Genomic DNA, 22,082 nt, shown 5'->3' on the forward strand with positions numbered 1-22,082 from the left:
CGCATGAGCAACTATGACGTAGTGATTCTGGGCGGTGGGCCCGGCGGTTATAACGCGGCGATCCGCGCCGGCCAGTTGGGCCTCAAGGCCGCGTGCGTGGAAGGCCGCGCCACGCTGGGCGGCACCTGCCTCAACGTCGGTTGCATGCCGTCCAAGGCGCTGTTGCATGCGTCCGAACTGTACGACGCGGCGATGGGGGCGGAATTCGCCAACCTCGGCATCGAGGTCAAACCGACGCTCAACCTCGCGCAAATGATGAAGCAGAAGGACGAAAGCGTCGCCGGCCTGACCAAAGGCATCGAGTTCCTGTTCCGCAAGAACAAGGTCGACTGGATCAAGGGCTGGGGCCACATCGACGGTCCCGGAAAAGTCAGCGTGACCGGCGATCAGGGCAGCCGCATCGAACTGACCGCCACCGACATCGTCATTGCCACCGGCTCCGAACCCACTCCCCTGCCCGGCGTGGCAATCGACAACCAGCGCATTCTCGATTCCACCGGCGCCCTGTCCTTGAGCGAAGTGCCCAAGCATCTGGTAGTGATCGGTGCCGGCGTGATCGGCCTCGAACTCGGCTCGGTCTGGCGGCGGCTCGGCGCGCAGGTGACCGTGGTGGAATACCTCGACCGCATCTGCCCGGGCGTGGATGGCGAGGCCGGCAAGACCCTGCAACGCTCGCTGAGCAAACAGGGCATCAGTTTCAAATTGAGTTCCAAAGTCACCAGCGCCACGTCTTCGGCCAACGGCGTGCAATTGAGCATCGAACCGGCAGCCGGCGGCACCGCCGAGCTGCTGGAAGCCGATTACGTGTTGGTCGCCATCGGTCGCCGTCCTTACACCCAAGGCCTGGGCCTGGAGAACGTCGGCCTGAGCACCGACAAACGCGGCATGCTTGCCAACAAACACCATCGCACCGAAGCACCTGGCGTCTGGGTGATCGGGGATGTCACGTCGGGTCCGATGCTTGCGCACAAGGCCGAAGACGAAGCCATGGCCTGCATCGAGCAGATCGTCGGCAAGGCGGGCGAGGTCAACTACGACCTGATCCCCAACGTGATCTACACCCGACCGGAACTGGCCAGCGTCGGCAAGACCGAAGAGCAGCTCAAGGCTGAAGGCCGGGCCTTCAAGGTCGGCAAGTTCCCGTTCACCGCCAACAGCCGGGCGAAGATCAATCACGAAACCGAAGGTTTTGCCAAAGTCCTCGCCGACGCGCACACCGACGAAGTCCTCGGCGTGCACCTGGTCGGCCCGAGCGTCAGTGAAATGATCGGCGAGTACTGCGTGGCCATGGAGTTCAGCGCGTCGGCCGAAGACATTGCGCTGACCTGCCACCCTCACCCGACCCGTTCCGAGGCGTTGCGTCAGGCAGCGATGAATGTCGAGGGCATGGCAACGCAGATGTAAGCACTTCGCGGATACTTCCCGCGCAATGCGGGAAGTATCAGGACGGCAAATGCCCCAGGGGCAGCGCTCCTGGGGTCTTCACCGTGTGAATCGCGAAATTGCTGCGAATGTCGCTCACGCCCGGCAGCTTCAGCAGGCAGCCAGTGAGAAACCGGTCGTAGGCGCGCAAGTCCGGCACCACCACTTGCAGCAGAAAATCCGATTCCCCTGAGACCAGAAACGCCGAAATCACCTCCGGCAACGCTGTCACCGCCCGGTGAAACGCCTCGGCCTGTTCATCGTTGTGTCGTTCCACCTTGACCCCGACGAACACCGTCAGCCCCAGCCCCACCTCATCACGGTCCAGGTTCGCCTGATAACCGCGAATCACCCCCGCCTCTTCGAGCATCCGCACCCGGCGCAGGCACGGCGACGCGGACAAACCGATCTCGTCCGCCAGTTGCACATTGCTCAGGCGCCCGTCCCGTTGCAGCGCGGCGAGAATCTTGCGATCGAAGGCGTCGAGTTTCATGGTTGGCAGATCCTGATGGTGTAACCGCAAAAAGAAAGCAGGTTATGCCAATCTCAACAGTTATAGAAGCGAACTACGCAAGCACCTGCCCTGCCCCTCGGTCATAGACTGGTTGCACCGAATCGACAACGAAAGGGGTGCGACATGGCAAGTCTCTGGCTGTTTTTCCTGGCTTTGGCGGTGGTCTATCTGCTGCCCGGCCCGGACATGATCCTGCTGTTGCAGACCGGTGCCCGCCAGGGTCGCGGCGCAGCACTTGCCACGGCGGTGGGGCTGGCGGTTGCCCGAGGCTGTCATGTCGCACTCGCGGCGCTGGGGCTGGCGGCGCTGTTCAAGGCTGCACCGTGGACGTTCGATGCGGTGCGGATGGCCGGGGCGGCGTACTTGCTGTGGATCGGCATTCAATGCCTGCGCACCACGCTGCTGCCTGATCTGAACGCCGGCACCGTAACGGACGGCCATGGGCAGTGGCGCGCCGCAATCCGTCGTGGCCTGCTGACCAATCTGCTCAACCCGAAAGCCTTGCTGTTCTGCTCGGTGCTGCTGCCGCAGTTCATCGTGGCGGATGGCGCACCGGTGCTGACGCAGTTTGCGGTGCTCGGCGCGATGCTGGTGGCCGCTGGATTGCTGTTCGACAGCGCCTATGCCTTGCTCGGCACGGCGCTGGGCCGCTGGCTGAAACACAGCCCAACGGCCCAACGCGTGCAGCAGTGGTTGTTCGGCAGCCTGTTGATCGGCTTCGCCGTGCGCCTGACGTTCGTCCAGCAGGCTTAGGCTTTGCGGGCCTTGCGCTGGCGGCGGGCAATCAGCGACAACGCCACCGCAGTGAAGACCACAATCGCACCGATCTGCACCGGCCACTTGTATGGCCGCAGTGTCGAACGCACCGAGTCGGTCACCTGAGTGACATAGCGCTTGTCAGCGTTTTCGAAGTCCGGATAAGGGCACTGATGGCCGAAATCCACGGCCCACAGAACGTACGGCCCTTCGTCGACATAACGTTTGTACAACGCGCTCTGTTCTTCCAGGCTGCTGTTCCAGCCGGCGGCCGAACACAGCACGGCGGCGAACGCCTGGCTGGTGTGCGGCAAGTTATCCGCCGCACGGTTGGCCAGCGCTGTGGCAACAAACCGATAGTGATATCGCTCATCCGGCTGCGCTTCGCTGGCCTTCTGGCGTTGCACTTCGGCCTCGCTCACCAGCGGCCCGACTTTCAGCTCAGCGGTTTCCAGGCTGTAGTTGCCGCCGAAGGTCGCGTAATCCGGCGCCATTTCGTAGCCCAGGATGTCCATGCCCCACTCTCGGGCCGTCCACGCCGCATTGAACAATGCGCTGGCACGCTTGGTCGGCCACCACGCCGAATCGGCCTTCAGACGTTGCTCGCCATAGAGCCGGGCCTTGTTCTGCAGATCGGCATTGTCGAAATAACCGACCGCTTCTTTGTAGTGCCCTTCACGCAACAAACGCCGACCCAGCAGATTGCGCAGGCTCGCGGCCACTGGCAGCGGCACGTAATTGTCACGATCCTGCTGGCTCAGCGCGGGCGGTGCCGGGACGTTGGTATCGACGTAGTTTTTCAGCTCCTCGACCGTCAGCACCCGCTCGGCCACGGTCGCAGCGTCGAACCAGTAAATGCTCTGGCTGCGATACAACTGATCGAAGGCCTGCAGGTACTCGCCACGTTGCAGCGCCAGAATCGCGCTTTCACCCTCGACCCGGCATTTGGGCTGAAGGGATTCGAGATTCCAGTCGGCGGTACGCCGCTCGCCCCAGGATTCACCCTGCGGGAACGCTTGCGCAGCTTTCGCATAGGCCGCAGCCGCCGCGACCTTGTCGCCATCGCGCACCGCCAGTTTCGCCCGCAGCCACCACGCCAGGCCGCTGTCGCCGGCGTGTTCGAGGAACGCCTTGGCGCTGGCGTAGTCGCCCTGTTGATAATTCATGGCCGCCAGACGATCAGCGTTATCGAGGCTGCCGCGCGTGCTCTCCTGCAACGCCTTGATCAGTTTTTTCTCATTCGGCGGCTCGTCGCCGAATGACCAGCCGATCCGGCTGATCAACGACGCGGTCACCAGTTGCTGCACCGCTTTGCCGCGCAGCAACTTTTCCAGTCGATCCTCGGGTTCTTCGGCCAGATCGTTCATCAACAGCTTCAGCGAGGTGTAGCCGACGTTCGAGCCATGCAGGTTTTGCGTGGCATAGAGTTCGATGGCCTTGTCCCAACTGCCCGCCGTGCGCAGCGCTCGTGCTTCTTCGCCGAGGCTGGCCACGCCCAGCTCCAGCGGATCGCTGAAACCGTCGATGCTCAGTTGCCGCGTCTGGCGGAAGGCTTCGATGGCGTTTTCCAACGCGTCGAGCGCATCGCCTGCTTCGCTGCTCATGGCAAAGAACGCCCGGCCCAGCGAATAAGCGGCCCAGGTGCTGCGCAACGCGCGTTGATCGGCCGGCAGCGCCAGCAACTGGCGGAAGTACTCGACGGCCAGTTGATGATCACCGGTGCCGAACGCCACGGCGCCCGCCACATACAGACGCAGTTCCGCCGGCAGGCTCGCGCCCTGCACTTCAACCTGACGCGCATCGGTCAGGCTGCGCAATTGCTTGACCAGCGCCTGCTGCTCCGCGCTCAGGCCCTGCTGCTCGGCCTTCTCACGCAGTTCAGCGGGCTCCTTGGGTTCGCCATAGATGTCATCCGGGTTGTAGGTGACCGCCGTGACGTTCTTCAGCCCGGCAATGGTTTTGCCGAGGCGATTGATCTCGAACTTGAAGTTGCCCTCCGGCAGTTCCGCCAGCGATTGCCCGCGATCGTCGAGCAGACGCATCGGGAAATCCGGGCCGCAGGCCAGCGCCGATCCCAGCGGCAGGCTGAGGCTCAGGCAAAGCAGATGGCGGGGCCAGTTACGGGTCAACATGCGAACCTCCTTGATCAATATTTGCGCAACGTGCCCAACCGATCGCACGCTGTCCGCCCGCCGGCAATCGGCCGTCGCGCAAGCGGGTGAAGGTAAGCAGATCCGCAGTCTGTTGCAATGCATAACCGGCGAGCGCATCGGCGCCTTCACAGCCGCTGGCTTTTACCCGAACGCGCGCAGGCCAGGGGCTATCAAGGTTGCCGGCGTTGCCGAGCGTGATGTCGTAGAGGCCGTCCTGCGCCTTGAAGCTCAAGTCGAGTTTGCTGGACAGCGCATCGCCTCGGGCCACCGCACGCAACGTGGTCAGACTCCACGCCCGGCGGTCATTGGCCAGCGGCAGGCGGAACCAGATCAGCCCGGCCAGGTGCGCCGGTCGATCCTCGCGCAGTGCTTTGGCGAGTCGGCTCAGTTGCTGTGGATCGGCCAGCAATTCGCGGCGCTCGCCACCTCGCTCCAGCGTCACTTCGCTTTCCACCACCGGCGCGCCACCGCTGTCCGGCAACAACGCTACACCGTAAGCCGGCAGGGCCAGGTAGAACGGTTTGTCGCTGATCCGCCCCCAGCGCTTCGCCCAGTCGCGCGCCTGCTCAGGGTCGAACAGACCGCGTCGCGGATCGCTGACCGCATGCACCTGCAGCACGCTGCTGTCGACTGTTGCCAGCAGCGCCGGCAGTTGCGGGCTGTCGAGCCAGGCCGGCAATGCGGTGATGCTCAAGGGCAGTGATGACGGCAACGCTGCGCGCAGATGAAGGAGGAAGTCAGCGTACGCGGGCAGCCGCGCATTGCCGGCATCGTGATCGATCTCGACCCCGGCCAGCGTGAGTCCCTGGGTTTGCCAGTCATTGATCACCTGAAGGATCTGCGCCGTGACCTGATCCTGATCCAGTGCCTTGAGCTGGCCATCGAGGCGAATCACCGCGATCAGCGGCCGGCCATCGCTTTTCAGCAATTGCGGATCGATCCGCGCCCGGCTCCAGCCTGCTTGTGGGAAAGCCTGCAACGCCAATACCCGCAAGGTCGAGAAATCAGTGCGGCTGCCCTTGAGCGCCGCCTCATGGCCCGGCGTCCACTGGCGTTGCCAGACGTAGAGTTGTTGATCGAGAGGCGCTGCTTCCTGACGCTCACAGGCAGACAGCAGCAGGGCTGTGGCAAGCAATGCCGACAGCCCGAAAAGAAACCGCATGACGTGCAAATCCCTGGCAACACAAGGCTGCAAGGTTACACAAAACCGACGGGAGCGCGGCCGCTCCCGGAAAAAACGCGCTACGGTTTACGGGCGATGATGACCTGACTTTTCGCCATGACGCTGTCCAGCGCATGTTTGATCTGCGTGCCACGCGGCGAATTGAGCACGGTCTCCCAGGTCTTGGTCCATTGATTGAGCAACGGATGATCGGGGCTGCCCAGATCCACGTTGGCTTCCCAGAACAGCAACATCCACAGTGACCGATAGAAACCGTACTGGCTGTGGCTGACGATCTCCAGGCCCGCTTCGCTGACCATGGCCTTGAACTGCTCCTCGCTGATGATGCGAATGTGGTTGGGCTTTTCGAAGTACTCCGGTATGGCGATGCCTTTTTGCACATCTTCGGAACTGGGGTGCGGGACGCTCAGCAGATACAGGGCGCCCGGCTGGCCAATCCGCACCAGTTCGGCGAGGAACTGTGCCGGATCGTCGACATGTTCAAGCACCTCAGTGGACACCACGCGGGTCGCGGTGTTGTCGGCGATCGGCAGCGGATTGCCGTCGGTGACGTGGTACTCGACGCTGCGGGCCGAGGTTTCGCTGAGCCGCTGGCGGGCGGCTTCGATCTTGGCTGCGTCGATGTCGGCGACGATGATCCGCGCCCCGCGCATCCCGCAGAACTGCATGTTGCCGCCGTCGCCGCAACCGACGTCGACCAGTGTGTCCTCGGGGCCCACCGTGAAGCCTTTGTACAGCTCGCCGGTGTCATGATTGAACCAGCCGCTGAGCATGGCATCGCGCAAGCCGAGCTGGAACGTGTCGACGTCCTCGACCACCGGCGCGGCAGGCTGTGCAGGCGTCGATGCCGTGAGTTTCTTCAAAAGTCTCAGCATGGGTTGGCTCCAGAAAAAGGGTCGACGTTGGGCGAAAGGGTTTGCAGCGGTTGGCGGGCGATGATCACCGGACGAGGTCGCAAGCTTCGAGTCAGCACGCGGATCATGAGCCGGAGACCTCGACGGTTGTCATCTCACGATGTTCGAACAGCTGCGCCAGAAAGTCCTGCAAGCGCTGCTCGGCCACGGCCTGGCTGCAGAATCCTTGCAGGCTCAGCACGGCTTGAGACGACATTTGTGCATAACGTTGTGGCTGGTTTTTCGCCACGTCGTAACTGTCGCGGTAGGCGACGCAGACCGACGCCCAGTTGGTCACGTAACGCAGCGTGCGGAACGCCTTGCGCGGATCGTGGGGCCACGCGGTGAGTTCGTCGGTGGACTCGACCAGGAACGCATTGTCCTCGCTCAGGTAATCGATCATCGCCGTGGTGCGTGGCGCCACCGCTGGTTTGCCGCAGGACATGAACTCCATCAGCGGCAGGCACTGGCCCTCGCCGTAGGACGTGTTCACCACGTAACGGGTCGCCTGCACCAGTCGCTCGTAGTCCGCGTCCGCGAGGTAGCCGTAGATCAGCACGATGCGGCAGCGGTAGGAGCGGTTTTTGTACAGATGATGAAGGATGTCGCTGAGGGCCTCTTCGGCATCGTGGTGGGTGAGTTTGAGCACCAGCGTTGCGTCCTCGACCTCACGGAATGTCACGCAGAACGCACTGAGCATGTCTTCCCAGTTCTTGCGTCCGTCGCCGGGGTTGAACACCGAGGTGTACACCACGCCATCCAGCAACAACTCTTGCTCGCGGACCGGCGCCTCGAAGTCGATGCCTTTGCCACGGCGCAGATGCTTCGGGCCGAAGGCGTCGAGATCGAGCTGACGACTGTCGGCCACCAGTCCCTTGATCTTCAGTCGCACCGGCCCCGTCGAGGGCTGGCCTTGCAGCTGTGCGCCCCGGGCGGCAAAGCGATCCCACACGGGCGCCGGCACCGCGACAATCGGGTAATCGTCGCTCATGGCCTCGCGCACCGCGTCGACCGTGTAACTGGAATGGGTGATCGCCGCCCCGCAGGCGCGCAACACCGTGCGCCAGTCATTGCGTGGCTCGCCGTCGAAAGGCTCGTTGGGGATAGTGCTGAACTCCCAGGCGAACACCGGCAACGTCGGGCAAGCCAGATGAATCGGTGTGCGATGGGGCGGCGAGAACGACAGGAACACGCACGGCTCGCCACGGGCCAGGCATTCCAGATACAGCGCGTCGACTTCGCGGGCCGGGTCCGTCACTTCCACCACCCGCCCGAGACGCTCGAGCACCGGCCGGTATTCTTTGAGCACGAAGTAATAGCTGTACTCGGAACGGCCAAGATTCTGCGCGATGGTGTGCTGGTTGGTTTCCGAATGAATGATGATCAGCATGAGGCGTTGTCCGTCACGGGGGCGGCATCGGCGGCCGCTGGCTCAAGGCCGAAGAAGTCCGCCAGGCGCTGCTGCACCGGGGCGAAGGCGCAGTAGTCGTGCATGCGCTCGACGGCGGCGACCGACATTCGGCGATAGTCCTGCGGTTGCGCCTTGGCCATCCGGTAACTGTTTTCGTAGGCACTTTTGAGCGAGCCCCAGTCCGGTCGGTGACGCAGGGTGCGGTAGATGATGCGGGTGTCCTGCGGCCAGATCGTCAGCTCTTCGCTGGACTTGACGACAAAGGCCACCGAATCGTCGATGTAGTCTTCCATCGCCGTGTGATCCGGAGCGATCACCGGTTTACCGCTGGACATGAACTCCATCAGCGGCAGGCACAGGCCTTCGCAGCGCGAAGCATTGACGTAAAAACTGGCAGCCTGGTAGAGCCGCGCATACTGCGGATCGTCCAGATAGCCGTGCAGCACCAGCACCCGGCAGGCGAACGGCGTCAGTTGCGCGAGCAAGGTCATCAGTTCGCTGTAATAGGACGCCAGATCGTTCTGGGTGATCTTCAGCACCAGCGTTGCGTCAGACGTTTCGCGAAAGGCCCAGCAGAACGCCGTGATCAAGTGATGCCAGTTCTTGCGGCCATCCTTGGGGTTGAACACGGTCACGTAGATCACGCCATCGACCGTGGTTTCGACCACCCCCGAGGTCTCCGGCAAGTCCAGCGGTGGTGGTTCGTCCACCGCCACTTCATGGGGGCCGGCAATGTTCGGCAGGCGTCGTTCGAGCCAGGCATGGGCCTTGTTCGAGAACAGATCGCGAAAGCCTTCCCAGTAGCCGTGATGCAGGTATTTCACACGGGCCATGGGCTCGGGTTGATCGCTAGGGTTCAACACCCACAGACGCAGGTAATGACGGGCAATGACCAGTCGACGCTTGAGTGTCAGGGGTGGCGGGCGGCGCGCCTCGATGTCCGCCAGTTGCTCGGCGGTCAGCGGTTTGGGCAGCAGGTCATCGGCAGAGAGTCCCAGCGTGCGGCTGTCGAAAATGCAGCCCTTGATCGCCAGCGTCGCCCCGGGATTGATCGGCGCGCTGACATGTTGCTCACGAATGGCCGCGAAGTTCTCCCACAGCGGGGTCGGCAATACCAGGACCGGAAAGTCTTCGCCCATGGCTCGTCGGATTGCCCGGGCAGTGTGGCTCGACAGCGTGATGACCCGTCCCTGTCGGGCAAGCATTTGCGTCCAGTCCTGACATTGATCGCCGTCCCATGACTCATCGGGGATGGAATCGAACTCCCACGCAATCACGCAGATCGTCGGGCATTCCAGATCGGTCGGGGTATTTTGCGGCGGGGTGAAGGACAGGAACACACTGCTTTCGCCGGAGGCGAGCAGTTGTCGATACAGTGGATCGACTTCGTCGCGGGCGGACACCACATGCACCCGCCCCAGACTTTCGAGCACCGGGCGATAGGCCTTGAGCACGAAGTAATAGCTGTATTCAGGACGCCCGAGACTCTGGCTGATGGAGCGGTCGTTGACGTCCGAGTAGAGAATGAAATTCATGGCATCCCACGGTGCGACCGCCATCCCGGCAGCCTCACGCTATGACGGCCAGGCATCGGATCGGGTCGGCATGGCCGACAGTCGTCCTGTGTCCGAAGCACGTCGTCGTTCTTGTTTTAGTGGTCAGTTTCACCGTATTGCGCAACCACTTGGGCAACGCTCGGGAAACCGCGACGAGGGGCATTCTAAACACATCCGTTCAGGATTCGTGAACCGCCCGGCGAGAAAAACCGGGCTACGCTGACGAGAACTGACCGGTCACGGTTTGGTCGGTTGAAATTGCCGAGCAATTGGCACAGATTGGCAACCAAACAACTACAACAACGACTTCACCCGTCTTGCGGCCGGATTTTTTCCCGGTCAGACAGACATCCCCTCAAAGCCTGTGGGAAGCGGTGAAAGTTAAAGACCAAGGGGTCGCTGTTTGAAAAAACGTCTGTTCATCACGGGCCTCAGTGGGTTCGTGGGACAACATATCCAGTCGCGTTTGGGGCGCAATGACTCGGCATGGGAACTGCTGCCTGCCGCTTCGCCCTTTGACCTGACGGACCCGCAAAGCCTCATCGACCTCTGGCCGCAAATGCCTGACGCCGTGATTCACCTGGCCGGTCAGACATTCGTCCCCGAAGCGTTCCGCGATCCGGCCCGCACCTTCGACATCAATCTGCTCGGCACCCTGAACCTGTTGCAGGCGCTCAAGGCCAGAGGCTTCAAGGGCCCGTTTCTGTATGTCAGTTCCGGCGACGTGTACGGTCAGGTCGACGAGTCCGCACTGCCGATCACCGAACAGCAACCGCCCTGCCCGCGCAATCCCTACGCAGTGAGCAAACTGTCCGCCGAATTCCTCAGCCTGCAATGGGGCCTGAGCGAGGGCTGGCCAGTGCTGGTGGCGCGTCCGTTCAACCACATCGGCACCGGGCAGAAAGACAGCTTCGTCATCGCCAGCGCCGCGCGGCAGATCAACCGCATCAAGCAGGGGCTGCAAGCGCCGCAACTGGAAGTCGGCGACATCGATGTCACCCGGGACTTCCTCGATGTCGACGACGTGGTTTCGGCCTATTTCGCGTTGCTGGAAAAAGGCACGCCGGGACAGGTCTACAACATTTGTTCGGGCCATGAGCAAAGCATCCGCAGCCTCATCGAGCAGATGGGCGACCTGGCCGAGGTCGAGCTGCAACTGGTTCAGGACCCCGCGCGCATGCGCCGCGCGGATCAGCGTCGTGTCTGCGGCAGCCATCAACGGCTCGCCCAGACCACAGGATGGACGCCGCAAATCTCTATACAACAATCCCTGCGGGCGATCCTGTCCGACTGGGAGAAGCGAGTACGACAAGAATGACAAAAAGTGCATTGATCACAGGGATCACCGGCCAGGACGGCGCGTATCTGGCCAGACTGCTGCTCGACAAGGGTTACAAGGTTCACGGCCTGGTGGCGCGGCGCAGCAGCGACTCGCGCTGGCGCCTGCGGGAAATGGGCGTTGAAGCCGACATCGTGTACCTGGACGGCGACATGGCCGACGCCTGCTCGGTGCAGCGCGCGGTCATCAAGTCGGCGCCGGACGAGGTCTATAACCTCGCCGCGCAAAGCTTCGTCGCTGCGTCCTGGGATCAACCGGTGACCACCGGCATCGTCGATGGCCTGGGCGTGACTCACCTGCTTGAAGCCATCCGCCAGTTCAGCCCGCACACGCGTTTCTACCAGGCGTCCACCAGCGAAATGTTCGGTCTGATCCAGGCCGAGCAACAGGACGAGAACACCCCGTTCTACCCGCGCAGCCCGTACGGCGTGGCCAAACTCTATGGCCACTGGATCACCGTCAACTACCGTGAAAGTTTCAACCTGCACGCCAGCAGCGGCATCCTGTTCAACCATGAATCGCCACTGCGCGGCATCGAATTCGTGACCCGCAAGGTCACCGACGCGGCCGCCCGGATCAAGCAGGGCAAACAGCAGGAACTGGCCCTGGGCAACATCGACGCCAAGCGCGACTGGGGGTTTGCCGGCGATTACGTCGAGGCCATGTGGCTGATGCTGCAACAGGACAAGCCTGACGACTTCGTGGTCGCCACCGGGGTGACCACCACCGTGCGCGAGATGTGCCACATCGCCTTCGATCACGTGGGTCTCAACTACCGCGACTACGTGAAGATCGACCCGGCGTTCTTCCGCCCGGCCGAAGTCGAAGTGCTGCTCGGCAATCCGACCAAGGCCCAGCGCGTGCTGGGCTGGAAACCGAAAACCGACCTCGACACCCTGATCCGCATGATGATGGATGCGGACATGAAACGCGTCGCCAAGGAGTAGGCCATGCTGATCCCCGTGATTCTGTCCGGCGGTGCCGGTACCCGTTTGTGGCCGGTGTCCCGCGAGGGCCACCCGAAACCGTTCATGACCCTGCCCGACGGCCAGTCGCTGCTGGGCAAGACCTATCGGCGTGCCGCCGGTCTGCTGGACGGCTGGGGCGACATCGTCACGGTGACCAACCGCGAGTACTACTTCCAGAGCAAGGATCACTATCAGGCCGCGCGCCTGTCCCGGCATCGCGGGCACTTTTTGCTTGAGCCCTCCGGGCGCAACACCGCCCCGGCCATCGCGGCTGCGGCGCTGGCACTACAAGCCCTGCACGGCGACGAGGCGATCATGGTGGTGATGCCCGCCGACCACTTGATCGTCAACGAGGACGCGCTCAAGAGTGCGGTCGAACACGCGGTCAATCTGGCGAAGGACGGTTATCTGGTGACCTTCGGCGTGGTGCCGACCGCCCCGGAAACCGGCTTCGGCTACATCGAGACCGGTGCGCCGCTGGATGCCAGGGGCGCGGCCAAAGTGCAGCGTTTCGTGGAAAAACCCGATCTGCAAACCGCCACCCACTACCTGGAAAGCGGCAATTTCCTGTGGAACTCGGGGATGTTCTGTTTCTCCATTGCAACGCTGATCGCCGAACTGCAACTGCACGCTCCGGAACTGCTCGAACAGACCCGCACCTGCATGGCGGCGAGCGAGCCGCTGGAGACCACCGGTTACCTGCAACAGGAACTGTCACCGGCGCTGTTCGCCGAGATCACTGACATTTCCATCGACTACGCGTTGATGGAGCGCTCGGAAAAAGTCGTGGTCGTACCCGCCAGTTTCGACTGGAGCGATATCGGTTCCTGGGGCGCCGTCGCGGCGCTGGTGCCGGCCGATGCCGACAACAACCGCGCCAGCGGCGAAGCGATCTTCATCGACAGCCGCAACAATTTCGTTCAAAGCGAAGGCCGGTTGGTGGCCGCCGTGGGTGTGGAAGACCTGATCGTCATCGACACCGCCGACGCCGTGCTGGTGGCCCACGCCGACCGTGCGCAGGACGTTCGGCGGGTGGCCAAGCAGCTCAAGGACAAGTCCCACGAAGCCTATCGCCTGCATCGCACGGTCAGCCGTCCGTGGGGCACCTACACCGTGCTCGAGGAAGGCCCGCGCTTCAAGATCAAGCGCATCGTGGTCAAGCCTGGCGGCAAGTTGTCGTTGCAGATGCACCATCACCGCAACGAACACTGGGTGGTGGTCGAAGGCATGGCCAAGGTCACCAACAACGGCAGTGGCACCACGCTGGTGGCGAAGAACGAATCGACGTTCATCGCCGCCGGGCACAAGCATCGTCTGGAAAACCCCGGTGTGATCGATCTGGTGATCATCGAAGTGCAAAGTGGCGAATACCTGGGAGAGGACGACATCGTCCGCTTCGAAGACCAATACGGCAGGACGGTTTAAATGCTGTTTTCCCTGTACCGCTCGCTGCATGACTATCGAGGGTTCATTCTCGGCAGCGTGCAGCGAGAGTTTCAATCGCGGTATCGCAATTCACTGCTGGGGGCCTTGTGGCCCGTGTTCAATCCGCTGTCGATGATCATCGTTTACACCGTGATCTTTTCCCACATCATGCGCGCTCGCTTGCCGGGCGTGGATGACAGCATGGCCTACAGCATTTACCTCTGCGCCGGTCTGCTGGCATGGGGGCTGTTTTCCGAAATCACCCTGCGAAGCCAGAATATGTTTCTGGACAACGCCAACCTGCTGAAGAAAATCAGCTTCCCCAGAATCTGCCTGCCGGTGATTGTGCTCTGCAACGCGGCGATCAACTTTGCCATCATCATCGGCCTGTTCCTCGGGTTTCTGCTGATCACCGGGCGCTGGCCGGGCATGGCACTGCTGGCGCTGATCCCCCTGATTGCGCTGCAGATGATGTTCTGCGCAGGACTGGGCATGGTCCTCGGCGTATTGAACGTGTTCTTTCGCGATGTCGGCCAGCTCTTCGCCATCTGCCTGCAGTTCTGGTTCTGGCTGACGCCGATCGTGTACCCGATGAGCATCCTCCCGGAGTGGGTCCAGCGCCTGCTGCAACTCAACCCGTTGACCAACCTGATCGGCAGCTATCAGAACCTGTTCCTGTACGGGCAGTGGCCCGTCTGGAACTCCCTGCTGCCAGTGTTCATTGCCTCGCTGGTGATGTGCCTGATCGGCCTGCGCCTGTTTCGCAGGCGCGTCGGTGAAATGGTGGATGAACTCTGATGGGGCATATCCGCGTAACCGGCCTGGGCAAGGCTTACAAACAGTATCCGACACGCTGGAGTCGCCTGGCGGAATGGCTGATCCCGTTTTCCCCGCAGCGCCACAGCCAGCATTGGGTGTTGCAGGATGTCGCTTTCGAAATCGCCCCCGGTGAGGCGGTGGGCATCGTCGGCGCCAACGGTGCGGGTAAAAGCACGTTGCTGAAGATGATCACCGGCACCACCCAACCCACCTGCGGCAAGATCGAGACTGAAGGTCGCGTCGCCGCATTGCTGGAGTTGGGCATGGGGTTTCACCCGGACTTTACCGGCCGCCAGAATGCGATCATGGCCGGGCAGCTGCTGGGCATGCAGGTCGACGAAATCGAAGCATTGATGCCCGACATCGAACATTTCGCAGAAATCGGCGAGGCCATCGACCATCCCGTCCGCACCTATTCCAGCGGCATGCAGATGCGCCTGGCCTTCAGCGTCGCCACCGCACGGCGACCGGATATCCTGATCGTCGACGAAGCCCTGTCGGTGGGTGACTCCTACTTCCAGCACAAAAGCTTCGACCGCATTCGCAGCTTCCGCAAGGCGGGCACCACATTGCTGATCGTGTCCCACGACCGCTTTGCGATCCAGTCGATCTGCGACTCGGCCATCCTGCTCAAGGACGGCCACATGGCCATGTACGACAAGCCGGAAGTGGTACTCGATTATTACAACGCCGTGATGGCCGAACGCGAAGGCCAGGTCGTGCGTCAGGAAAAACTCACCGGCGGCGAAGTGCGGACCGTGTCCGGCACCGGTGAGGCCGTCATTCTCGGGGTGCGCCTGCTGGATGAACAGGAGCGTTCCATCGATGCTGTCGAGGTCGGTCAGCCGGTGGTGCTGGAAGTGCAGGTCGAAGTACGCAGCGACATTGAACGACTGGTGCTCGGCTTCCTGATCAAGGATCGCCTGGGCATGATGATGTATGGCATCAATACCCATCGCCTCGACAAGGCACTGACGGACCTGCACGCCGGAGAGCGCTTCACCTATCGCTTTGCCTTCGTGATGGGACTGGGCAAGGGCAATTACTCGGTATCGCTGAGTCTTTCGCGCCTGGACTCCCATCTGGATCGAAACTTCGAGTGGCGTGACTATGGCCTGGTGTTTCATGTGATCAACGGCCGCCAGGAGGATTTTGTCGGTGGCTCGTGGCTCAACGCCAAGGCCTCGATAACCCGCAATGCCGGTGCTGCTCTGACAGAGCGCGCGCCATGACCCGGTTGCTGGTCGAATGCACCCACGTGTTCCGGCACCCGAAAATCAATTCTGGGATTCAGCGGGTGGTGCGCAACGTCATCAAGCAATTGCCGCCGAGCGCCGAAGGTGTCGAGTGCGTGCCGGTGGTCTTGCTCAAGGGCAAGCTGTACCGCGTGACACGTCTGGCGCCACTGGATTCGCCGCTGCTCAACGCCGTCGTCACGTTTGGCGAGCGCCTGGAGCGGCTGGCCCATCGTTTCTGGCAACTGCATCAGCGCCTCGACAGTCGTTGCCGGACCCAACTGACACGACGTGCGCTATACGTCAGCTATCGCCTGGCGTCGTTCGGCCTGTTCGGCATTCCGTTGCGGCTGGTCGAGCAGGTCAACCGCTTTCAGTTGCCCCAGCGCTGCGAGCCTTTGCAACACCGGCCGGGCGATCACCTGGTGTTGCTGGATTCGTCCTGGCACTCGGACTTTTTCCTGCATGCCGAACGGCTCAAACGCGAAGGCGTGGGCATCGTTGCAGTGATCTACGACTTGATTCCCCTGACCCACCCGCAGTTTTACGACACGCGGCTGGTGCAGGTTTTCAGCGAATGGTTCGACTGGATTACCCGCACCGCCGATGGCTATCTGGCGATTTCCGCCACGGTGCGCGATCAGGTTCATGAGGAAGTGCAGCGCCGCCTCGGTTCGGCACAGGTCGAAAAACGCTGGTTCGACTATTTCCACCTCGGGTCGGAGCTGGATCTGCAGAGCGTCGAGGCCGCCGTCGAGCCGCGCCTGGAACGTCTGTTCGCCACACCGGAGCCGATGTTCCTAATGGTCAGCACCATCGAGCCGCGCAAGAACCACGACTATCTGCTGGATGCTTTCGAACGTGCCTGGGCGGCCGGTTCGAATGCTCGGCTGTGCATCGCCGGACGCATCGGCTGGAAGTGCGACGCCCTGCTCGCCCGGGTGCGCAACCACGGCGAACTGAACCGGCGCCTGTTCATGTTCAACGACCTGAGCGACACCAGCCTGGAACACGCGTATGCCCATTCCAGCGCATTGGTGTTCCCGTCGTTCGTCGAAGGCTTCGGCCTGCCGCTGGTGGAAGCCATGCAGCGCGGATTGCCGGCGATGGGCAGCGATATCGCGGTGTTCCGTGAGATCGGCGGCGAGTTCATGGCCTATTTCGATTTGCAGGACCCGCAATGCCTCGCCGACCTGGTGATCGCCTTCGAGCGCAGCGGCCAATTCCCCGCTGCCCGCAATGTGGCCGACTGGCAATGGATCGGCTGGCGCGAAGCCAGTCAGCAACTGGCCGAACGCACCGCACGCCATGTGCTGCAAGCGCCTGCGGCGCAAGCGAGGTCCCATGCGCATAGCCCTTAACGCGCGGATTCTCCAGGCACCACGCACCGGGATCGGCCACTACGTCGTCGAGCTGGTGAACGCCTTGCACGCGCAAACCGATATCGACGTGGCGCTGTTCCACGGCTGGGGCTGGAGTTCGCAGTTGCCGGAAGCGGCAATGCCCGGTTACTCGCGCCTGACCCCGATGCTGCGCAAGATCCCCGGCGCCTATCAGGCCCGCCGCTGGCTGGAGCAGAAACGCTTCGATCAGGGCCGCACGCCCGACATCGACCTTTACCACGAACCGAGCCTGTGGCCGCTGGCCTTCGACGGCCCGACCGTGATCACCCTGCACGACCTGACGCACCTGCATTTCCCGGACACCCAGCCGCAGGCACGACTCAAGGAAATCGAGCGGCGGCTGGCCGACGGCATCCGGCAGGCGCGGGTGATTCTGACCGACTCGCAAGCCATCGCCGACGAAGCCCAAGACTATTTCGGACTGCCCGCCGAACGCTTCGTGGTGGCGCCCCTGGGTGTCGCCGAGCGCTTTCATCCGCGCGAGCCGCAAGCCATCGACGCCGTACTCAAGGCCCATGCCGTGGAGGCGCGGGAGTATTTCCTGTGTGTCGGCACCCTGGAGCCGCGCAAGAACCTGAGCCTGGCCCTGCGCGCTCACGCGCTATTGCCCGAAGCCGTGCGCCAGCGCTTCCCGCTGTTGATCGTCGGCATGGCCGGCTGGCAGCGTGAGCAGTTCAGTGACGAATTGCGTCAGGCCCTGGCCAGCGGTCATGTGTGCCTGCTCGGCTACTTGCCGGATGAGCAGGTGGCGCAATTGCTGGCCGGCGCCCGGGCGCTGGTTTTTCCCTCGTTGTATGAAGGTTTTGGCCTGCCGGTGCTGGAAGCGATGGCCAGTGGCACGCCCGTGGTGGTCACCCGATCCTCGGCGATGCCGGAAGTCGCGGGTGCTGCCGGCAACTATATTGAAGCTGACGATGCAGAAGGCTTGCGCGATGCGCTGAGCCGCCTGATCGACGATCAAGTGCATTGGCAGGCATGCCGAGAAGCCGGATTGCAGCAGGCACGGCTTTTTTCCTGGAAGCGTTGCGCGCAGGCCACGGCCGGCGCCTACCGCCAGGCTTTGGGAGGTTGAATGCGAGTTCTTCATTTTTTCAAGACGTACCTGCCTGACTCGGTCGGCGGCATCGAGCAAGTGATCTTCCAGCTCTGCGAAAGCGGTGCCCAGCATGGTATCGAAGGCCAGGTGCTGACCCTCAGCGCCAATCCCGAGCCGGCGGTGCTGCAACTGGGCCAGCACGAAGTGCATCGGGCCAGGCTCGATATCCAGTTCGCTTCCACCGGGTTTTCCTGGAGCGTGTTCAAACAGTTTCGCGAACTGGCCGCCGAAGCCGACGTGATCAACTACCACTTCCCGTGGCCGTTCATGGACCTGGTGCATTTCGCCAGCGGCGTGAACAAACCGAGCGTGGTGACCTACCACTCGGACATCATTCGCCAGAAGAACCTGCTCAAACTCTATCGTCCGCTGATGAACCGTTTCCTCGCCAGCGCCGACCGGATTGTCGCGGCCTCGCCGAACTACCTGCACACCAGCGATGTGTTGCAGCAGTTCCAGGACAAGACCCGCGTCATCCCCTACGGCTTGAACAAGGCCGGTTATCCACAACCCGACGTCGAGCGCATGAACCGCTGGCGCCAGCAGCTTGGGGATAAGTTTTTCCTGTTCGTCGGGGTGATGCGCTACTACAAGGGCCTGCACATCCTGCTCGATGCCTTGAAAGACGTGGACTACCCGGTGGTGATCGTCGGTGCCGGCCCGCTGGAGCAGGAACTGCACGCCCAGGCCGCTGCGCTGGGGCTGCGCAATATCCACTTCCTCGGACGCCTGAGCGATGAAGACAAGGTCGCCCTGCTGCAATTGAGCTACGCCATTGTCTTCCCGTCGCACCTGCGCTCGGAAGCGTTCGGCATTTCACTGCTGGAAGGCGCGATGTACGGCAAGCCGATGATCTCCAGCGAGATCGGCACCGGCACCAGCTACATCAATATCCACAACGAAACCGGACTGGTCGTGCCGCCAAGTCATCCACAGGCGTTTCGCGAAGCGATGCGCACCCTGTGGGAAAACCCGACTCGCGCCGCCGAAATGGGCGTCAAGGCTGAAGCCCGTTACCGGCAGTTATTCACAGCCGACGAAATGGGTCGCAAGTGGACGGCGCTGTATCAGGAATTGCTGGAGGAAAAGGCGCTGTCCTACGCCTGATCCTCTACAGATCCAGCACCAGCGGCTGGGCACTTTGCGCCGGCACCGCACAGCAGATCAGCACTTGTCCTTCCTCCGGCACTTCGGCCGGGGGCTGTGGATAATTCACCGCACCGCTGATCAGCCGCGTCTTGCAGGTGCCGCACGAACCACCCCGACAGCTGAACTCGGGGCGCAAGCCACGACTTTCCGCCAGCTCCAGCAGGCTGCCGCCATCGGGCTGCCACCGCGCTTCCTTGGCCGAACGCTCGAAGACCACCGGCACCGAGGTGGTGGCGGCCGGCAATTGTTCGATCACGATGGCGTCCGGATCGGCCTGCCGCTTGAGGGTCGAGGGGCCAAAGGTTTCGGCGTGAATCTGGTCATCGCGCACGTCCAGTTCACGCAGGCTGTCGTAAAGGCCTTGGGTAAAACCGCCGGGGCCGCAGAGCACAAAGTCGATCTGATCGAAGTCCTCGACGTCCAGCAGGTTCCTCAGCAATGAGCCGTCGATGCGCCCGTGCAGGTCGTAATCCTCGCCTTCCACCAGATCGGGCTCCGGCTGGCTGAGCAGGCGCAACACCCGCACCGCATCGCCGGCGTCCTCCAGCAAGCGGTCCAGCTCCGCGCGAAACGGTTGGTCGGCAAGACTGCGAGAACTCTGGATCAGCCAGGTCGGACGAATCCGTCGGGTGCGCAGGCCCTGATACACCACCTCACGCAGCATCGACAGCAACGGCGTGATCCCGACCCCGGCCGCCAGCAGCACCAAGGGCCGACGCTCCAGCGGCGCCACGGTGAAATGCCCTTGGGGCGAGCGCGCCTCCAGTACATCACCGACGCGCACCTGATCGTGCAGATGCGTCGATATCCGCCCTTCACGCTTTACGCTGATCCGGAAGAAATCATCCGACGGCGCACCCGACAGACTGTAAGTGCGGATGAACACCTCGCCATCGAGTTTGAAGCGCAGCGGCAGATGTTGCCCGGCCTGAAACACCGGCAAACCGGCCCCATCCACGGGTTCTAGGTAGAACGAACGAATGTGCTGGCTCTGCGCTTCAATCCGCGCCACCCGCAGCGGCCGCCAGCTGTCTCCCAGGGCCTGGGCCTGCAAACGTGCGTCGGCCTGAGCCCAGGTGCCGGTCAGCAGACTGGTCGGCGACATGCCGTCGAAGCGCCAGCGCAGGGCCAACGCGCCCGGACGCCGCACCGCTTTTTCCACCTCGAACGTCCACAACCGCTCGGCGCCCTGGAAGGCTGCGATCTGCGGCCCGTCGAGAATGACCTCGGTGCGGCCGCTGAGCTGTAACAGGTCGCCTGTGGAAAAGTCGATGAACAGCAAGCCAGCCCGGGGATTGAGCAGCAGGTTGCCGAGGGTGTTGAAGTGCAGGTTGCCGGCAAAATCCGGGATGGTCAGGCGATTGCCCTCCACTCGCACGAAACCGGCCTGGCCGCCACGGTGGGAAACATCCACCGAGCGCTCGCCGTCGACATCGACGTAACTGGCGACGAAGAAGGTGTCGGCTGTTTCGATCAGCGCGACCGCCGCGTCATCGAGCCCATCGAAATGCTCGGCACGCCGGGTTTGCGGGTCTGCCAGCGGCACTCGCTGGAACTGGCGCAACTGAATGTACTGCGGGCAGTTGCCGAAGGACTGATCGACCGTCAAGTCGAAGCCGCTCGTACCCAGGTTGCCAATGTGGCCGTTGAGGCGATTGCGCCGACGGGTATGCAACTCGATGCCGAGCAGGCCGATGGCCGCACCGGCCTGTAACTGCGCCGGGTCATCAACGGCGGGCAGACTGTCGAAGTGCAATTGCGTCGGTTCGGGAGAGTGCGCGAAACCCGGCTCGCCCTCCAGCACACTGGCCCACGGACGGCCATCGGCATCCACCGCGCCGAACAGCATGAAGGGTAATTGCTGATAGAACTGACGGTGCTGATCCGGCATCCAGGTGCGAATCACCTTACGACCGAATTCCTCCATGCGCTCGGCAACGCCGACCTGCGCTTGCAGTTGTCGCTCGCCGGCGTGCCAGGGTGAACGTTCCATGACGACCTCTCCCCCACGCCAGCGGCGCAGTCTGGATGGTGAACCTCAGGCGCTGGTTTGCAGACCGGCGACGGTACGTGGCATGCCGATGAAACCGGGCAATGCTTCAACCCGCACCAGCCAGGCGCGCACGTTGGCATAGTCGTCCAGCGACACATTGCCTTCCGGCGCATGGGCGATGTAGCTGTAGGCCGAGACGTCGGCGATGGTCGGCTCGTTTCCGACCAGATACGGGGTCTTGCCCAGTTCCAGATCCATCACCTTCAGCAGGTTGTGCGCACGGGTGATCGCTTCATCGGCGTTGAGTTTCGCCCCGAACACCGTAACCAGCCGCGCCGCCGCCGGACCAAAGGCAATCGGTCCGGCCGCTGCCGACAGCCAACGCTGGACGCGCGCCGCGCCGACCGGGTCGCTCGGCAGCCAACGACCGTTGCCGTACTTCTGCGCCAGATACACCAGAATCGCATTGGAATCGGCCAGCACCACGCCGTTGTCATCAATGGCCGGCACTTGCCCGAAGCTGTTGATCGCCAGGTAATCAGGTTGTTTGTGCTCGCCCTTGGCCAGATCGACAAAGATCAGTTCGGTCGGCAGTTGCAACAGGGACAGCATCAGCTCGACCCGGTGGGCGTGGCCGGAACGCGGGAAGTTGTAGAGTTTGATCGCTTGCATGGTCGACTCCGCAGGGCTTAGGTGCCGCTCAGGAGGGTCGGCGGCCGTGGCAGTCATCTTCCACCTATCGCGAAAACAACAGAATCACCAGCAAA

At 62.6% G+C, this 22,082-nt stretch carries 18 protein-coding genes; 10 read left to right on the forward strand and 8 right to left on the reverse strand.

Annotated elements, in window-relative coordinates; translation table 11 throughout:
* Positions 1-3 precede the first annotated feature (3 nt).
* Positions 4-1,404: a dihydrolipoyl dehydrogenase gene (gene lpdA / locus AC1RMX_RS02945; protein WP_096817076.1), complete on the forward strand. Its 1,401-nt coding sequence runs from the start codon at positions 4-6 to the stop codon at positions 1,402-1,404.
* Positions 1,405-1,441: 37 nt separating this feature from the next.
* Here the strand turns inward: lpdA and AC1RMX_RS02950 are convergent, their stop codons facing one another.
* Positions 1,442-1,915 carry an Lrp/AsnC family transcriptional regulator gene (locus AC1RMX_RS02950; protein ID WP_007954205.1) on the reverse strand — a complete coding sequence of 158 codons (474 nt, stop codon included), beginning with the start codon at positions 1,913-1,915 and terminating at the stop codon, positions 1,442-1,444.
* A 144-nt stretch (positions 1,916-2,059) separates the two neighbouring features.
* Between AC1RMX_RS02950 and AC1RMX_RS02955 the strand changes: the two genes are divergently transcribed.
* Positions 2,060-2,689, forward strand: a complete 630-nt coding sequence (locus AC1RMX_RS02955; RefSeq protein ID WP_096817074.1) for a LysE family translocator — start codon at positions 2,060-2,062, stop codon at positions 2,687-2,689.
* On the opposite strand, the gene AC1RMX_RS02960 is transcribed toward AC1RMX_RS02955, so the two are convergent.
* The 5 genes from AC1RMX_RS02960 to AC1RMX_RS02980 form a co-directional block, all read right to left on the reverse strand.
* The gene (locus tag AC1RMX_RS02960) at positions 2,686-4,824 is read right to left on the reverse strand and encodes a hypothetical protein (protein WP_493070362.1); all 2,139 of its coding nucleotides are present in this window, start codon (positions 4,822-4,824) and stop codon (positions 2,686-2,688) included. The genes AC1RMX_RS02955 and AC1RMX_RS02960 overlap by 4 nt on opposite strands.
* Positions 4,811-6,007 (reverse strand): DUF3142 domain-containing protein, encoded by a 1,197-nt coding sequence (locus AC1RMX_RS02965; RefSeq protein ID WP_493070364.1) that lies wholly within the window; start codon positions 6,005-6,007, stop codon positions 4,811-4,813. The genes AC1RMX_RS02960 and AC1RMX_RS02965 overlap by 14 nt, the downstream gene beginning before the upstream one ends.
* Positions 6,008-6,087: 80 nt before the next feature.
* The gene (locus AC1RMX_RS02970; protein WP_096817070.1) at positions 6,088-6,903 is read right to left on the reverse strand and encodes a class I SAM-dependent methyltransferase; all 816 of its coding nucleotides are present in this window, start codon (positions 6,901-6,903) and stop codon (positions 6,088-6,090) included.
* A 103-nt stretch (positions 6,904-7,006) separates the two neighbouring features.
* Positions 7,007-8,311 (reverse strand): glycosyltransferase, encoded by a 1,305-nt coding sequence (locus AC1RMX_RS02975; RefSeq protein WP_096817069.1) that lies wholly within the window; start codon positions 8,309-8,311, stop codon positions 7,007-7,009.
* A complete protein-coding gene (locus AC1RMX_RS02980) occupies positions 8,305-9,867 on the reverse strand; it encodes a glycosyltransferase (RefSeq protein ID WP_255261892.1) in 1,563 nt (520 codons plus the stop codon). The genes AC1RMX_RS02975 and AC1RMX_RS02980 overlap by 7 nt, the downstream gene beginning before the upstream one ends.
* Before the next feature lie 424 nt (positions 9,868-10,291).
* Between AC1RMX_RS02980 and AC1RMX_RS02985 the strand changes: the two genes are divergently transcribed.
* Genes AC1RMX_RS02985 through AC1RMX_RS03020 form a run of 8 tightly spaced genes read left to right on the forward strand, consistent with a single transcriptional unit; the run spans position 10,292 to position 19,280 of the window.
* Positions 10,292-11,206: a GDP-mannose 4,6-dehydratase gene (locus tag AC1RMX_RS02985; RefSeq protein ID WP_493070367.1), complete on the forward strand. Its 915-nt coding sequence runs from the start codon at positions 10,292-10,294 to the stop codon at positions 11,204-11,206.
* Entirely contained in the window at positions 11,203-12,174 is a 972-nt protein-coding gene (gene gmd, locus AC1RMX_RS02990; RefSeq protein WP_493070369.1) for a GDP-mannose 4,6-dehydratase, read from the forward strand. Before AC1RMX_RS02985 ends, gmd begins: the two co-directional genes overlap by 4 nt.
* 3 nt (positions 12,175-12,177) lie before the next feature.
* Positions 12,178-13,620: a mannose-1-phosphate guanylyltransferase/mannose-6-phosphate isomerase gene (locus AC1RMX_RS02995; protein ID WP_493070371.1), complete on the forward strand. Its 1,443-nt coding sequence runs from the start codon at positions 12,178-12,180 to the stop codon at positions 13,618-13,620.
* The gene (locus AC1RMX_RS03000) at positions 13,621-14,418 is read left to right on the forward strand and encodes an ABC transporter permease (RefSeq protein WP_493070373.1); all 798 of its coding nucleotides are present in this window, start codon (positions 13,621-13,623) and stop codon (positions 14,416-14,418) included.
* Positions 14,418-15,671, forward strand: a complete 1,254-nt coding sequence (locus AC1RMX_RS03005) for an ABC transporter ATP-binding protein (RefSeq protein ID WP_493070375.1) — start codon at positions 14,418-14,420, stop codon at positions 15,669-15,671. Before AC1RMX_RS03000 ends, AC1RMX_RS03005 begins: the two co-directional genes overlap by 1 nt.
* Entirely contained in the window at positions 15,668-17,035 is a 1,368-nt protein-coding gene (locus AC1RMX_RS03010) for a glycosyltransferase family 4 protein (RefSeq protein WP_493070377.1), read from the forward strand. The genes AC1RMX_RS03005 and AC1RMX_RS03010 overlap by 4 nt, the downstream gene beginning before the upstream one ends.
* Positions 17,019-18,149 carry a glycosyltransferase family 4 protein gene (locus AC1RMX_RS03015; RefSeq protein ID WP_493070379.1) on the forward strand — a complete coding sequence of 377 codons (1,131 nt, stop codon included), beginning with the start codon at positions 17,019-17,021 and terminating at the stop codon, positions 18,147-18,149. Before AC1RMX_RS03010 ends, AC1RMX_RS03015 begins: the two co-directional genes overlap by 17 nt.
* Complete coding sequence (locus tag AC1RMX_RS03020; protein WP_096817053.1) at positions 18,150-19,280, forward strand: glycosyltransferase family 4 protein; 1,131 nt, start codon at positions 18,150-18,152, stop codon at positions 19,278-19,280.
* A 4-nt stretch (positions 19,281-19,284) separates the two neighbouring features.
* Here the strand turns inward: AC1RMX_RS03020 and AC1RMX_RS03025 are convergent, their stop codons facing one another.
* Together AC1RMX_RS03025 and AC1RMX_RS03030 are read right to left on the reverse strand one after the other, a co-directional pair.
* Positions 19,285-21,315: a 2Fe-2S iron-sulfur cluster-binding protein gene (locus tag AC1RMX_RS03025; RefSeq protein WP_493070382.1), complete on the reverse strand. Its 2,031-nt coding sequence runs from the start codon at positions 21,313-21,315 to the stop codon at positions 19,285-19,287.
* 45 nt (positions 21,316-21,360) lie between these two features.
* A complete protein-coding gene (locus tag AC1RMX_RS03030; protein ID WP_096817050.1) occupies positions 21,361-21,987 on the reverse strand; it encodes a glutathione S-transferase family protein in 627 nt (208 codons plus the stop codon).
* Positions 21,988-22,082 lie beyond the last annotated feature (95 nt).

The organism is Pseudomonas sp. GW822-FHT03F04 (assembly GCF_058801405.1).